The sequence below is a fragment of the Novosphingobium sp. 550D genome (assembly GCF_057401885.1).
The window spans coordinates 3,086,755-3,101,423 of the sequence record NZ_CM171613.1 but is presented as its reverse complement, the minus strand read 5'-3'; the positions used below and the strand labels follow the sequence as shown (position 1 = coordinate 3,101,423).

Here is a 14,669-nt window from a genome sequence, read left to right as displayed (position 1 = left end):
ACCTTTACGCTGCGAAGACAGGCGTTTCATCGCGAACGCCCTTTCTATCGCCTTTAGCATCGCCAACCGTTTGCGCAAAGCCGCGGAAATCACGCGGTGGATCATTCATCCCCAGAACAACAAAAAGCCCCCCTTGGGCGGGCGCCGATGGCGCGGACCCAAGCGGGGCGATGTTGGCCGGTTTGAAAAAGGATCAGGCGGCGAGGTTTTTGAGGACCGGATCAGGCCCGCTCAACCGGACCGCCGAACCGCCACGCCGACGCCGCGCGATCCATTCGCCCAGCATTTCGGCCGTGGTGTGATCGATGCCATGCACATCCTTGAGGTCGAGGTGCACCGCGCGGTCGCTCGGGACGGCTTCCAGACGGTTGGTCAGTTTGGTCAGGCTGAGGAAGGTTGCCGAACCTTGAAGCGCAACATGGTGCCCTTCGTCGGTGTGCTTTTCTTCCACGCCCAGCTTCAGCCCCTTGGCCAGCGGGATCAGTTCGACCAGCGAGAGCAGGAGGCCCGCAATCACGCCCGTCAGCAGATCCTTGCCCACGACCAGAGCGAAGGTGACGACCCAGATTGCCGCCGGGATCACGCCATAGCTGTGGAACAGATGCGTGACATGCTTGAGGCTGACCAGACGCCAGCCGGTCACGACCAGCACGCCGCCCAGAGCCGCCATCGGCACTTCACGCAGCAACCAGGGGAGCAAAGCCACAAAGGCCAGGATCCATACGCCGTGCAGGATCGCCGAAAGGCGCGTCATGGCACCGGCCTGCACATTGGCCGACGAACGCACGATCACGCCCGTCATCGGCAAGGCGCCGACCAGACCGCACAGCATGTTGCCCACGCCCTGCGCCCACAGTTCCTTGTTATAATTGGTGCGAACGCCGTCATGCATCCGGTCAACCGCCGCCGCCGACAGCAGCGTTTCGGCGCTGGCGATAAAGGCGATGGCGATGGCAGCCGTAATGATGGCCGGGTTCGACAGCGGGGCAAAGAAGCCCGCGCCCGGCGTACCAAAGGCCGCCGCCAGCGATTCCGGCACCGCAATGCGCGTCACGTTCAGACCAAAGCTGGCCGCGATGATCGTTGCCGCACCCACGCCCAGCAGAGCGCCGGGAACCAGAGCAAGCTTTTTAGGACGCCACTTTTCCCATGCCAGCATCACCAGAATGGTGGTCAGGCCGAGGCCCAGCGCCATTTCATCGGCGCGAATGTCCGACGACAGGCCCAGCACGCGGCCGGGAATAGCGGCAAGATTGGCCAAGCCGTTCGACATCGGCTTGGCGTCGAACAGAATGTGGAATTGCCCCAGCACGATCAGGGCGCCGATCCCCGCCAGCATGCCGTGAACGACAGCCGGGCTGATCGAACGGAACAGGCCGCCCAGACGCGCAACGCCTGCGACCAACTGAATGGCCCCGGCCAGAACGAGCATCGGACCAAGGGCGGAAAGCCCATGGTCGCGCACGAATTCGAAAACGATCACCGCCAGACCGGCCGCCGGACCCGACACCTGCAAAGGCGAACCGGCCAGCGCGCCCACGACGATGCCGCCGATCAGGCCCGTTACCAGACCCTTCTCAGGCGGCACGCCAGAGGCGATGGCAATGCCCATGCACAAGGGCATTGCCACCAGAAAGACGACAATCGAAGCGGTGAAATCGCGCGCCAGAAACGCGCCGATCCCGCTTTTTTGTGCGTCTTGGCTCATTCTGCGGCCTCCGCAACGGGTTCTTCAGCGATCCGGCGCGAAGCGGGGAGCGCGACAGGCAGTTCGGCATCTTCGCGCAGAGGCACAAAGTGGCCGGTGTCACCATCAAGACCCAGCACGTGTCCGGCATGAATGTCCACGAACCAGCCGTGGAGCGCCATTTCACCTTTGGCGATCGCCGCGGCGACCGAGGGGTGGGTACGCAGATGCGAAATCTGGGCAATGATGTTTTCCAGCGTCACTGCGCGGACCCGGTCAGCATCCTTGAGATGGCTCTTGCAGGTCGAAACGATATGTTCGGCCGCCGCGCCATGTTCCAGCCATGCCTTTACGTTGGGCATGCGTTCCAGACCAACCGGGTTCGACAGCGCCTTCATCGCGCCGCAGTCCGAGTGGCCGCAAACGATGATGTCACGCACGCCAAGCGCCGCAACCGCATATTCGACCGTTGCCGACACGCCGCCAAGCTGGGTGCCATAGCTGGGCACCATGTTGCCGGCGTTGCGGCATACGAACAGGTCGCCGGGCTGGGCCTGAAGGATCTGTTCGGGCACGATGCGCGAATCGGCGCAGGAAATCATCAGCGCCTTGGGGCTCTGCCCATGGGTGGTCAGCTTGTTGAACAATTCGCCACTGGCCGGAAAAGTGGTCTTTTCAAAGCTGAATACGCGGCCAATCAGTTCGTTCATGGTCACACCTTTTTGATCTTTCGCCCGCCATGGAAGGAGGGCCAATGTGATCAATGTAGGTGGCCGATTTTGCTATGACCGCGCGCCTGTGTAAGGAAGTGTTGCTGAAATCTTGCCCTTTGATGAATGGTTTACATTGCAGGTTGGGGCATGTGGATGACCGCGCGCAAGCCACCTTCGGGTCGATTGGCCAAGATGAGGTTGGCCCCTTCGCTGCGTAAAGATCTGACAACAATGGGTAAACCAAGGCCCATGCCCGCAGTGTCGCGAGTTCGCGCGGTGTCCAAACGGATGAAGGGCTGGAGAACCTTGCCCAGATGTTCTTCGGGAATGCCGGGGCCATCATCCTCGATTGTTACAAAGACAGCGCCTTTTTCCGTGGAAACCCGCACCATCACATTGCCGCCATAATGCAGCGCGTTTTCAATCAGATTGGACATGGATCGACGCAGCGACACCGACCGCGCCATGACGATCAGCCGGTCCGGCCCTTCATATTCGGCGGGATATCCGCGATCCTGCGCCCCATCGACCAGCGTTTGCGCCATCGCGGCCAGATCGACCGGCTCTTTGGCGGGGCCGGGTTCGTCCAATGCGACAAAATCCTGGAGCGAGGCGAGCAGATCGCGCATTTCCGACAGGTCCGCGTCCAAAGCGTCGCGTTCTTCAGTGTCCATCGGCACGCCGTCCAACCGCAATTGCATCCGCGCCAGCGGCGTGCGCATGTCATGGCCAATGGCCAGCATCGTCTGCGTATTGGCGTCGAGCAAATCGTCGATGCGCCGCTGCATCGTGTTAAAGGCGCCGATCAATTCGCGCACTTCGCCCGGACCATCCATGGGGATGGGGCGGGCGTGAGGTGTGCCGACATGGCGGCTTGCCCGCACCAGACGCCGCAGCGGGCGCAGCGAGGCATAGACCAGAAACCACGCCAGTGGCACCAGCAACAAGGTCGGCAACAGAATGCGCAGAACATAACCCGCGCGCAGGGCAAAGATGTCGCGCGCCTCGCTATGGAAAGTCACCAGTGAATTATCGCTCAGCACCATGGTGCCATCGACTTCATGCCGCGCGTGAAGTGGGGCGAGGTGCAGTTGCAGCCGATACTGGATCAATTCCGGCTGATAGGCGATCAACTGTTTCTGAAGCGTGCCCAGATCGAGCGCGGCCAAGGGGCGATCCGCGCCTTTGGGTTTCCACCGGATCTTCAGGGCCGGGCTGCTCAATTCCTTGGCCAAAGATTCGCGGCGGGCCGGGGCGTTTTCGTCAAGAATGCGCCCCGCAATCGCCAGTCGATCGGCCAGACTGTCGGCCTCCTCGGCCTCGAGCGCGAATTCATTGGCGCGTTCGAACAGGATTGCGTTCGCGCTAATATCCACCAGCATCACCGCCGCCAGAATGGCCAGCATGCGCGCAGGCAAACCAAGGGCGCGAAGCCAGGTCAATGGCGGGTGACCTCGGCGGTGAACATATAGCCGATGCCGCGCACGGTGGCGATTGGGGCCTGTCCGCTGGAATTGGACAATTTCCGGCGCAGGCGGCTGACCAATACGTCGATGCTGCGGTCTGAACTGTCGGACAGGCGCGTGCGCGACAATTCGATCAGGCGCTGACGCCCGATGACGCGCTGGGGCTGGCCAAGGAAAGTGGCCAGAAGATCGAATTCAGCGCCGGTCAAATCGACCAATGCGCCTTCGGGTGAACGCAATTCATGGCGCGAAAGGGAAAGTGTCCAACCTTCAAACGAGAGCATCCGCTGGCTCGTCGCGCGTTCTTCCTCGCTGCCGCCCCGGCGCAGGACCGCGCCAATGCGGGCGATCAACTCACGCGTGCTGAACGGTTTCGCCAGATAATCGTCCGCGCCCAGTTCAAGGCCCAGAACGCGGTCTTCCTCGCTGCCTCGCGCGGAGACGAAGATTACCGGCGTGTCGGATTCCTTGCGCAATTTGCGGAACAACTCGATCCCCGTCGTGCCGGGCAACATGATGTCCAGCACGATAAGGTCCGCCGGCGCGCTGTCCAGCATCACCCACATTTCCGCGCCGGTTCCGGCGGTGCGCACGTCATAGCCATTGGCACGCAGCGCCCGCGCCGTCAAAAGGCGCAGCGCAGGATCGTCTTCGACAAGCAGAATGGATTTTGCACTCATTGTTCTTTGGCCCAGCCTCTGTCTGGAAACAGTAAAGGCGATCGGGGCGCGAGGTAAAGACCTCTTGCCCCGATCGCAAGGGGCAGGCGCGGATGGATTGGCGCCTGCGGCATGAACCGGCCGCTGGAGGGTTCTTGGGGATCGGACGGCCGGAACCTGTGAATGTCATTCCATTTGGGGGAGTGATTGCCATCCCCCCGGATGGGATGAACGCCATCTAAGCGGCCCAGTTTGCGCGATAAGTGCCGAATTGTGTTAAAATGTTTCTCAGGCGCCGGGGCACTGTCTTGCCCCTGCGGGCGATTGGCGACATGCTGGCCCCATTGCATTTGCACAAAAGGTCTGTTCCCATGAAATTGCTTCGTTCCGGCGCGATGGTTGCCCTTGCCTTCGCTCTTGCAGCGCCATTGGCGGCGCAAAATGCTGTGACACCGATGACCCCCGATGTGGTCAAATCCTATGACGCGGTGCGCGCCGATGCCGATTTCGTCCGCCGCGAAGTGATGATCCCGATGCGCGACGGGACAAAACTCTATACCGCCATCGTGTTCAAGAAGGGGACGAAGAACGCCCCCATACTGATCTCGCGCAGCCCCTATAACGCCCATGGCGACGTCACCCGCACGGCCAGCCAGAAGATCACCGAAATCCTGCCCGCGATGGATGCCGAATTTGCCGAGGACGGCTATATCCGCGTCTATCAGGACATTCGCGGCATGCATAAGTCCGAGGGGGATTGGGTTCTCAACCGCCCTATCGTCGGGCCTTTGAACAACACAGGAATCGATGAGGCGACCGACGCCTATGACACTATCGACTGGCTGGTAAAGAACACGCCCGAGAGCAACGGCAAGGTCGGCATCATCGGCAGTTCCTATCTAGGCTTTACCTCGTTGATGGCGCTGATCAACCCGCACCCTGCGTTGAAAGCCGCCGTGCCGCAAAGCCCGATGGTCGATGGCTGGATGGGCGATGACTGGTTCCACAATGGCGCGTTCCGAGTCAACAGCTTCGACTATATGGTCGATATGAGCGTGGGCAAGGGCGACAATGATGCCAAGATCCCGCGTGGGAGCGGCGATGATTACACCGCCTATCTGGAGGCGGGATCGGCCGGCGATTTCGCGCGCAAATGGGGCATCGAAAATATCCCCGGCGTGCGCAAACTGATGGAGAACCCGGCCTATACCCCGTTCTGGTCGCTTCAGGCGGTGGACAAATGGCTGGCTGCACGGCCTCTCGCTGTGCCGACCATGCTGGTCGTTGGACAGTGGGATCAGGAGGATTCCTATGGCGCCCCCGCCGTCTATCGCGCGCTGGAGCCAAAGGATACCGGCAATGACAAGCTCTCACTGGTGATCGGGCCGTGGCGGCATTCCGGGGTCAATCACTATGGCTATGAATTGGGCGATGTTACGTTCACCGGCGACACGGCCCATGAATTCCGCGTGAAATGGCTCAAGCCTTTCTTTGATCACTGGCTCAAAGACGCACCCGATCCGCATACGCCGCCGGTGCTGACCTATGCCACGGGCGCGAACCAGTGGGAGGTTTCGCAAAGCTGGGACGATGCGAAGATGACGCCGCTTTATCTGGGGGCGGGCGGCGGCCTGTCCTTCACGCCGGGGGCGGCCGGGCATGATGATTATGTTTCCGACCCGGCCCATCCGGTGCCCTTTATGCCGCGCCCGCTGTCCATGGCCGACCGCAAGCAATGGACGACATGGCTGGTCCATGACCAACGCTTTGTCGAAGATCGCCCCGATGTGCTGACCTACAAAAGCGCGCCGCTGGACAAGCCGCTGCATATCAAGGGGGCACCCAAGGTTGACCTCTATGCAGCCACCACCGGTACCGATTCCGACTGGGTGGTGAAATTGATCGACGTTGCCCCCGATACAACGCCCGAGGCCGCATCGCAGGGGGCCAAGCCAGCCAACCCCGGTTTCGAACTGCCGCTGGGGATCGAGATTTTCCGTGGGCGCTATGTCCACAGCTTTTCCGCGCCCGCGCCGTGGAAGCCGGGCAAGGTCGAAAATGTCCGCTTTGAATTGCCGCATATCAACCATGTGCTGCTGCCCGGACACCGCCTGATGGTGCAGGTGCAATCCAGCCTGTTCCCGCTCTATGATCGCAATCCGCAGACCTATGTCGCCAATATCTTCAACGCGCGGGCCAGCGACTACAAACCCGCCACGCAAAGCATCCAGCGCGGCGGCGCGATGGCCAGCGCGGTCCTGTTGCCCATTGCCAAGGATTGATGCGGGGGGGGAGGGCGGTTCAACCCGCCCTCTTTCGCCTGTCGGATGATCGACCAAGGGCGGGGCTGTCTCGCACTTGCCCACCCTCGACCATCGGCCTAGAGCCCTTCGCTGATGCAGCAAACGACTCCCCCGGCGGCTGATGCAGCCCTTGATCACGAAACCGATGCAGGCGGCACCAGCGATTATCGCCTGATCGGCCTGATCGTGGCTTCGGCCCTGTTTATGGAACAGTTCGACGGCACGGTTCTGACCACGGCCTTGCCCACGATTGCGCGCGATTTCGGGGTGCGCCCGCCCGCCTTGTCGGTGACGGTGACATCCTATCTTCTGGCCTTGGCGGTGTTTGTTCCGGTGTCGGGCTATATGGCGGATCGTTTCGGCGCGCGCCGGGTGTTCAGCGCGGCGATCGGCGTATTTGCGATGGGGTCTTTGGGTTCGGCATTGACGCAGGGGCTGGAAACCATGGCGGCGGCGCGGTTTCTGCAAGGGATCGGCGGGGCAATGATGTTGCCTGTCGGCCGTCTGGTCATGCTGCGCACTGTTCCGCCCAAGGACTTGGTCAATGCGACCAGCTGGATGCTGATGCCCGGATTGATGGGCACGATTCTGGGGCCGCCGCTGGGTGGATTTATCGTCACCTATATGCATTGGCGGGCGATTTTCTGGATCAATATTCCCATCGCGGCGTTGGCGCTCATTCTGGTGTGGCGCAACATTCCCGATGTGCGATCCGAAGTGCCGCCGGTGTTTGATGGCGTGGGTTTTGTCCTGTCGGCGGTGGCTTTGGCCGCGTTGATGATCGGGTTTGAAACCGCGGGGCCGATGCATGCCGGGGCGGCGGCTTTGCTGCCTTTGGGGTTGGGCGTGGCCATGGCGCTGGCCTACTGGGCGCATGCGCGGCGGCATCCGGCGCCGATCATGGATTTCGGCCTGCTGCGTCATCGCAATTTCCGCCTGTCATGGATCGCCGGTTCGATCAGCCGCCTGCTTCAGGGTGCACAGCCCTTTCTGCTGGCCTTGATGGTGCAATATGGTTTCGGCTTTTCGGCGGCGCGTTCGGGCACGATAACATTGGCGACGGCGGTGGGGTCGATTGTGATGAAGGGGCTGGCCGGGCCGGTCCTTCGGCGGCTGGGCTTTCGCAATGGATTGACGCTGATGGGGGCGGCAGGGACGCTGGTCTATGCTTCCTGCGGCTTTTTCTCACCGCAATGGCCGGAATGGGCGATCTGGGGCGTGCTGGTTCTGGCCGGTTTCCTGATGTCGTTTCAGTTTACCGCCTATAACACCATCGCCTATGACGGTCTGGCGCCCGACGAAATGAGCCGCGCCACCAGTTTTTATACGACGTTTCAGCAGCTCACATTGTCGCTGGGCGTTTGTATGGCGGCTACGATCCTTCAGATCAGCACGGCGGCCCATGGCGTACAGCACCCCCAATTGCGCGATTGTGCTCTGGCCTTCTGGATCATCGCCGCGATCAGTTTCACCGCGATCATCCCCAACCTGTCCTTTGCCCGCAATGCCGGGGCCAGCCTGACCGGGGGCGATCCGACCGCCCATTGACCCGATAATGTCTCAATTTGACCGCATGGGGGGCGCCGATGGGCCTATCGCAATCTGTCGCAGGTCTATAGAAATGTTGCGCGGATCGTGGTGAGCTTGGTGGACGGTAATGGGCACAGCGCTTGACCTTGCGGGGCAAGCGGCCCATGGCGCCATGCGACTTTTTACGTCCTGAAATTTCACCTGATCAACTTTTTCGGGGGTCACTTGACCAAGGCAGTAATTCTAGCGGGTGGTTTGGGAACGCGGCTGGGCGAAGAAACGTCGAGCCGTCCCAAACCGATGGTTGAAGTGGGTGGTATGCCGATCCTGTGGCATATCATGAAGATCTATGCCGCCCATGGCGTCAATGACTTCATCATCTGTCTTGGTTACAAAGGCTATGTCATCAAGGAATTTTTCGCCAATTACTTCCTTCACGCCGCCGATGTGACCATCGATCTTGCCAATAACAAGATGACCGTTCACGAAGCCAAGAGCGAGCCGTGGACGGTGACTCTGGTCGATACCGGGCCGACGGCGCAGACGGGCGGCCGCCTGTGGGGCGTGCGCCGCTTCCTGACCGACGGTGAGCCTTTCTGCTTTACCTATGGCGATGGCGTTTCGGACATCGATATTACCGCCGAACTGGCCTTTCACCGCGCGCATGGCAAGAAGGCGACGATTGCCGCCGTGGCGCCTCCGGGCCGGTTTGGCGCGTTGGAATTTGGCTCAGGCTCGGGCGGGCATGAAGTCACCAGCTTCAAAGAAAAGCCCGCGGGCGATGGCGGTCTCATCAACGGCGGCTTTTTCGTGCTGGACCCGTCCGTGATCGATCTGATCGCCGGGCCGGATCAGGTTTGGGAGGATTATCCGCTCGAAACGCTGGCCAGCACGGGCGAGCTGGTGGCTTTCCGCCATGACGGTTTCTGGCAACCGATGGATACGTTGCGGGATAAGCAGCATCTCGAGCGGCTCTGGGCGCAGGGGAATGCGCCGTGGAAGAAGTGGTAAGCGATCGTGGCGGTTGTGCATGATCCTGCCTTTTGGGCCGGTCGCCGGGTTCTGTTGACCGGGCATACGGGCTTTAAGGGCAGCTGGCTGGCGCTCTGGCTGCATCAGATGGGCGCGGTGGTGACGGGCCTGTCGCTGCCCGCCGAGGAGATCAGCCTGTTCCGTCAGGCCGGGGTCGAGCGTCTGCTTACCCATATCGAGGGTGACATTCGCGACATGGCCGTGGTCGAGGCCGCCGTGGCGCAGGCCGACCCGGAGGTGGTGTTCCATCTGGCCGCGCAGCCTTTGGTGCGCCTGTCCTATGACACGCCGGTGGAAACCTTTGCCACCAATGTTCAGGGCACGGTCCACGTTCTTGACGCGTGCCGCCGCGCGCCGAATTTGCGCGCGATTGTCGCGATCACTTCGGACAAGGCGTATGAGAACCGCGAATGGGTCTGGCCCTATCGCGAGAGTGATCCGATGGGCGGGCATGATCCCTATTCGGCCAGCAAGGGGGCGGCCGAACTGGTGATCGCGGCCTATCGGCGCAGTTTCTTTTCCGGCGAGGGTACGCCGCTGTTGGCCTCTGTGCGGGCGGGCAATGTGATCGGTGGGGGCGACTGGGCGCTTGACCGGTTGGTGCCCGACATCATCCGTGCGCTGATCGCGGGGGAGCGTCCGCTGATCCGTTCGCCCCATTCGATCCGCCCCTGGCAGCATGTTCTTGAAGCCTTGGGCGGCTATTTAATGATCGCCGAAACGCTGGCCAAGGGCGAGGCGTGGGCGGCAGAGGGCTGGAATTTCGGTCCCGCCGATGATGATACGCAGCCCGTCCACTGGATCGCGGATCGCATCACGCAAAGCTGGGGCGATGCCGGTTGGGATCAGCCCGAACAGGTTTCCGGCCCCCATGAGGCCAAGATCCTCAAGCTGGATTGCGCCAAGGCGCGCAACTATCTGGGCTGGCGTCCGGCATGGGGTTTGGGTGAGGCGCTGAACCGGATTGTCGAATGGCATAAAGGGGTTGCGCAAGGCGGCGATGCGCAGGCGATCTCATTGGCGCAACTGTCGGATTACCGCGCGGCCTTCACCCGGCGCTAAAATCGTTTCATCCCGATCAAAAATGTTTCAACACGTCTGAAATTTTCAGAAGACAGTTTACAGGCAGACAGATTCCATGGCCACCATCGATAACCCCATGCTCGACCTTTCATCCGCCGTTGCGGATATGGTCAAGGGCAGCGACGAAGGGCAATTGCGCGAACTGATCCTTGGCCTGTCCGAGGAATATGCACGCCGTTATCATTCCCCCCGCGCGTTTCTGCCCGGTGAAAGCGTTGTGCCGGTGTCCGGCAAGGTCGTGGGCGAGGGTGAATTGCGCAATCTGGTGGATGCCAGCCTCGACATGTGGCTGACCACGGGGCGTTACAATGCGGTGTTCGAGGAAAAGCTGGCCGAACGTTTGGGCGTGGCCCATGCGTTGACGACCAATTCGGGTTCGTCGGCCAATCTGCTGGCTCTGGCGGCGTTGACCTCGCATTATCATCGCGGCGATGCGTTGAAGGCGGGTGACGAAGTCATCACCGTGGCAACGGGTTTTCCGACCACGGTTAACCCTTCGCTGCAATATGGGCTGGTTCCGGTTTTCGTCGATTGCGACATCCCGACCTATAACATCAAGCCCGAGATGATCGAAGCGGCGGTTTCGGAAAAGACCCGCGCCATCATGATCGCCCATACTCTGGGCAATCCCTTTGACATTGCCGAAGTGATGCGCGTTGCTGAAAAGTATAACCTGTGGGTGGTCGAAGACACGTGCGACGCCTTGGGCGCGACGTTCGATGGCAAGAATGTAGGCACGTTCGGCCATCTGGGCACGCTGTCCTTTTACCCTGCGCATCACATCACCATGGGCGAGGGCGGCGCGGTGTTCACCGACAAGCCGCGTTTGAAGCGTGTGGTCGAATCGATCCGCGACTGGGGCCGCGATTGCTGGTGCGCGCCGGGTCAGGACAACACCTGCGGCAAGCGGTTCAACCGCAAGCTGGGCACCTTGCCCCATGGTTATGACCACAAGTATACCTATGGCCACGTTGGTTATAATCTGAAAATCACCGACATGCAGGCCGCCGTCGGTCTGGCGCAGTTGGACCGTCTTGACGGCTTCATCACCGCCCGTCAGCGCAATTTTGCCAAGCTGACCGAGCTTTTGAAGCCGATGGAGGATGTCTTCATCCTGCCGCAGGCGACCGCGCGCAGCGAACCGTCATGGTTCGGTTATCCCATCACCATCCGCCCCGAAACCGGCATCGACCGTGAACAACTCGTCCAGTTCCTGAACGAGAAGAAGATCGGCACCCGTTTGTTGTTTGGCGGCAACCTCTTGCATCAACCCTATATGAAGGGGCGCAACGTTCGGGTGGTGGGTGATCTGTCGAACGCCGATCTGGTGACGACCCATACTTTCTGGTTGGGCATCTATCCGGGTTTGACGGACGATCACCTTAGTTATACCGCCGAGCAGCTTGGCGTGTTCCTTGCGGATCATTACGGATCGGCTAAGGGCTAAGTCAGCAATATTTTGATACGGGCCGGGTCGGAAAAGCCAGCCGAAGAGGTTTAGACGTGAACGCATACGAAAAACGCATGTTGGCGATTCTGACTGAGGGCGCGGCCAAGTATGGCTTTGTCTCGGTCAAGGCCGAGTTCGAAGCCGAAGGCACGCGCAGCGATGAATTCCTGCGCTTGCTCGAATTGGCGCGTCGCGCCGGTTTGAAGGTGGCGCTCAAAATCGGCGGTTGCGAGGCGATCCGCGACCTGATCGAGGCGCGCCAGTATGGCGTCGACTACGTCATCGCGCCCATGGTCGAAACGCCCTATGCGCTGACCAAGTTCATTGCGGCCAAGGACAAGATTTTCCCCAAGGATGAGCAGGCGGATATGTCCTTCCTGTTCAATGTGGAAACGGTCACGACCTTCGAAGCTCTCGAGAAGCTGGGCGAAGTGGCGCAGGGCGGCAGCGTTGGTTTCGTGTTTGGCCGCGTCGATTTCGCCGGCTCGCTGGGCCATGACCGTTCGTTCGTGAACAGCGATGCGATGGCCGGCTATGTCAATGCCGTGGCCAAGGTGGCGCAGGAACGGGGCCTTGAACTGGTCGTGGGCGGCGGGGTCAGCCCGGATTCGGTGCCGCTGCTGGCGGGTGCCCGGGCGCATCGTCTCGACCGCTTTGAAACGCGCAAGGTCGTGTTCGACGCCGCCGTGGTCGAAGATGGGCGCGCGCAGGCGGGCATGGAGCTGGCGATTGAGTTCGAACTGCTCTGGCTCAAAAACAAGCGCGATTTCTATCGCGGTATCGCCGAGGAAGACGCGGCCCGCATCGCCATGATGGAAGCGCGTCAGGCCACCGCCAAGACCGCCGAGCCCGTGTAACCATTATGGCTGAAACTATCCGGGTCGCCGACCTGATCGCCCGCCTGTTGGTGCAAAGCGGTGTTTCCGACTGCTTCATGCTGACGGGCGGCGGGGCCATGCATCTCAACGACGCCTTTGGGCGCGAAGAGGGGCTGCGCAAGATTTTCAACCACCACGAGCAGGCCAGCGCCATTGCGGCGGAAAGCTATGCGCGCCTGTGTGGTAAACCTGCGCTGGTGAATGTCACCACGGGGCCGGGGGGCGTGAACACGCTTAATGGCGTCTATGGCGCCTATGTCGATTCGATCCCGATGATCGTGGTGTCGGGGCAAGTAAAGCGTGAGACAATCGCGGGCAATTTTCCGCATATCCCGCTGCGCCAGTTGGGCGATCAGGAAGTCGATATTGTCGCCATGGTGCGACCCGTCACCAAATATGCCGTCGGGCTGCAAGACCCGGCACAGGCGCGCAAGGTGGTGGAAAAGGCGATCTATCTGGCCACGCGTGGTCGCCCCGGTCCGGTGTGGATCGATGTTCCCATCGACGTTCAGGCGGCTCCGGTGGACCCCGATGCGCTGGAGGCATTTGATCCTGCGGCAGATATCGACACCGCCGCAGAATGGAACGCGCCCAACAATGCGGCCGAAACCGGCGCGCTCACGGGTGATGCGTTGCAGGCCGAGGTTGGCGCAATGTTGGGCGAATTCTGCGCAGCAGAGCGGCCCGTGGTGTTTGTCGGCGCAGGCGTGCGCCTGTCGAACACGCATGAACGTTTCCTCGCGCTGATTGAACAGCTGGGTGCGCCGGTGGTGACGGGCTGGAACGCGCATGACGCGCTGCCCAATGCCCATCCGCTCTATGTTGGCCGTCCGGGCAGCGTGGGCGACCGTGGCGGAAATTTCGCCGTGCAGGGCGCCGACTATGTGCTGGTTTTGGGCAGCCGCCTCAACATCCGCCAGATCAGCTATAACTGGCAGAGCTTTGCCCGCAATGCGCGGGTGGCGATGGTGGACATTGACCGGGCCGAGCTGGGCAAGCCGACGCTCAATTTGCACCGGGCGATCCATGCGGATCTGCGTGATTTCTTTGATGCGGTCGATGCGCTGGGCGTGCCCGAAACGGGGGCGGGAAACCGCGCCGCCTATCTGGCGCGCAGCCGTGAACGGGCCGCGAAATATCCCACCGTGCGCGATGAATTCCGCAGCGAAACCGGCCCGATCAACCCCTATGTCTTTGGCGAGGCGTTGTTCAAGGAGTTGGAAGAGGGCGACATCATCGTTTCGGGCGATGGTACGGCCTGCGTCACGATCTTCCAATGCGCTGATCTGAAGCAAGGGCAGCGGCTCTACACCAATTCGGGCTGCGCCAGCATGGGCTATGATCTTCCCGGCGCGATCGGGGCCTATTTCGGTGCGGTACAGCCTGGTGATGCCCCCAAGCGGATCATCTGCCTTGCCGGTGATGGTTCGATCATGATGAACCTGCAGGAATTGCAGACCATCGTGGGCGGGCGTTTGCCGATCAAGATTTTCGTGCTGAACAATGACGGCTATCACTCGATCCGCCAGTCGCAGGTGGCCCATTTCAAGGGCTTCTCGGTCGGCTGCGGCCCGGACAGCGGTCTGACTTTCCCCGATTTCGCGCGTTTGGCGGCGGGCTTCGGCTTTCCGGCCACGCGTTGCGAAAAGGACGGGGATCTGTCGGCCGCGATCCGCGCCACGCTGGATGGCGAGGGGCCGCAGCTGTGCGAAGTGATGATCGACAAAGCGCAGCAGTTCGAACCCAAGCTGTCGAGCCGCCGTTTGCCCGATGGCACGATGGTTTCGCCCCCGCTCGAGGATCTTTCGCCTTTCCTGTCGGACGAGGAATTGGCCGAAGCGATGGCGCCCTGCGCCACATTGCGTTAA

11 protein-coding genes are annotated in these 14,669 nt (G+C 61.3%); 7 read left to right on the top strand and 4 right to left on the bottom strand.

Features of this window, described 5'->3' with window-relative positions; genetic code table 11:
* Nucleotides 1-193 precede the first annotated feature (193 nt).
* From AC2S2E_RS14680 to AC2S2E_RS14665, 4 genes are all read right to left on the bottom strand, one after another.
* A complete protein-coding gene (locus tag AC2S2E_RS14680; protein ID WP_486522861.1) occupies nt 194-1,708 on the bottom strand; it encodes a SulP family inorganic anion transporter in 1,515 nt (504 codons plus the stop codon).
* Complete coding sequence (locus AC2S2E_RS14675; RefSeq protein WP_486522860.1) at nt 1,705-2,397, bottom strand: carbonic anhydrase; 693 nt, start codon at nt 2,395-2,397, stop codon at nt 1,705-1,707. Before AC2S2E_RS14675 ends, AC2S2E_RS14680 begins: the two co-directional genes overlap by 4 nt.
* Nucleotides 2,398-2,528: 131 nt before the next feature.
* A complete protein-coding gene (locus AC2S2E_RS14670; protein WP_486522859.1) occupies nt 2,529-3,806 on the bottom strand; it encodes an ATP-binding protein in 1,278 nt (425 codons plus the stop codon).
* Nucleotides 3,807-3,838: 32 nt separating this feature from the next.
* Entirely contained in the window at nt 3,839-4,546 is a 708-nt protein-coding gene (locus tag AC2S2E_RS14665; RefSeq protein WP_476103108.1) for a response regulator transcription factor, read from the bottom strand.
* Nucleotides 4,547-4,896: 350 nt separating this feature from the next.
* Here AC2S2E_RS14665 and AC2S2E_RS14660 point away from each other — a divergent pair, with 350 nt between their 5' ends.
* The 7 genes from AC2S2E_RS14660 to AC2S2E_RS14630 all read left to right on the top strand — a co-directional run bounded on the left by AC2S2E_RS14660 (nt 4,897) and on the right by AC2S2E_RS14630 (nt 14,669).
* Entirely contained in the window at nt 4,897-6,807 is a 1,911-nt protein-coding gene (locus AC2S2E_RS14660; RefSeq protein WP_486522858.1) for a CocE/NonD family hydrolase, read from the top strand.
* Between the two features lie 114 nt (nt 6,808-6,921).
* Nucleotides 6,922-8,376, top strand: coding sequence for an MFS transporter (locus AC2S2E_RS14655; RefSeq protein ID WP_486522857.1), 1,455 nt, complete (start codon nt 6,922-6,924; stop codon nt 8,374-8,376).
* A gap of 207 nt (nt 8,377-8,583) precedes the next feature.
* Nucleotides 8,584-9,369, top strand: a complete 786-nt coding sequence (gene rfbF, locus AC2S2E_RS14650) for a glucose-1-phosphate cytidylyltransferase (protein WP_486522856.1) — start codon at nt 8,584-8,586, stop codon at nt 9,367-9,369.
* 6 nt (nt 9,370-9,375) lie between these two features.
* Nucleotides 9,376-10,452: a CDP-glucose 4,6-dehydratase gene (gene rfbG, locus AC2S2E_RS14645; RefSeq protein ID WP_486522855.1), complete on the top strand. Its 1,077-nt coding sequence runs from the start codon at nt 9,376-9,378 to the stop codon at nt 10,450-10,452.
* 76 nt (nt 10,453-10,528) lie between these two features.
* The gene (gene rfbH, locus AC2S2E_RS14640) at nt 10,529-11,920 is read left to right on the top strand and encodes a lipopolysaccharide biosynthesis protein RfbH (protein WP_486522854.1); all 1,392 of its coding nucleotides are present in this window, start codon (nt 10,529-10,531) and stop codon (nt 11,918-11,920) included.
* A gap of 56 nt (nt 11,921-11,976) precedes the next feature.
* Nucleotides 11,977-12,780, top strand: a complete 804-nt coding sequence (locus AC2S2E_RS14635; protein ID WP_486522853.1) for an aldolase/citrate lyase family protein — start codon at nt 11,977-11,979, stop codon at nt 12,778-12,780.
* A gap of 5 nt (nt 12,781-12,785) precedes the next feature.
* Nucleotides 12,786-14,669 carry a thiamine pyrophosphate-binding protein gene (locus AC2S2E_RS14630; RefSeq protein WP_486522852.1) on the top strand — a complete coding sequence of 628 codons (1,884 nt, stop codon included), beginning with the start codon at nt 12,786-12,788 and terminating at the stop codon, nt 14,667-14,669.

Bases quoted from the DNA above. Each gene is read 5' to 3' on its own strand.
- AC2S2E_RS14680 (WP_486522861.1), bottom strand. From the start codon at position 1,708: ATGAGCCAAGACGCACAAAAAAGCGGGATCGGCGCGTTTCTGGCGCGC.
- AC2S2E_RS14675 (WP_486522860.1), bottom strand. From the start codon at position 2,397: ATGAACGAACTGATTGGCCGCGTATTCAGCTTTGAAAAGACCACTTTT.
- AC2S2E_RS14670 (WP_486522859.1), bottom strand. From the start codon at position 3,806: ATGCTGGCCATTCTGGCGGCGGTGATGCTGGTGGATATTAGCGCGAAC.
- AC2S2E_RS14665 (WP_476103108.1), bottom strand. From the start codon at position 4,546: ATGAGTGCAAAATCCATTCTGCTTGTCGAAGACGATCCTGCGCTGCGC.
- AC2S2E_RS14660 (WP_486522858.1), top strand. From the start codon at position 4,897: ATGAAATTGCTTCGTTCCGGCGCGATGGTTGCCCTTGCCTTCGCTCTT.
- AC2S2E_RS14655 (WP_486522857.1), top strand. From the start codon at position 6,922: ATGCAGCAAACGACTCCCCCGGCGGCTGATGCAGCCCTTGATCACGAA.
- rfbH (WP_486522854.1), top strand. From the start codon at position 10,529: ATGGCCACCATCGATAACCCCATGCTCGACCTTTCATCCGCCGTTGCG.
- AC2S2E_RS14630 (WP_486522852.1), top strand. From the start codon at position 12,786: ATGGCTGAAACTATCCGGGTCGCCGACCTGATCGCCCGCCTGTTGGTG.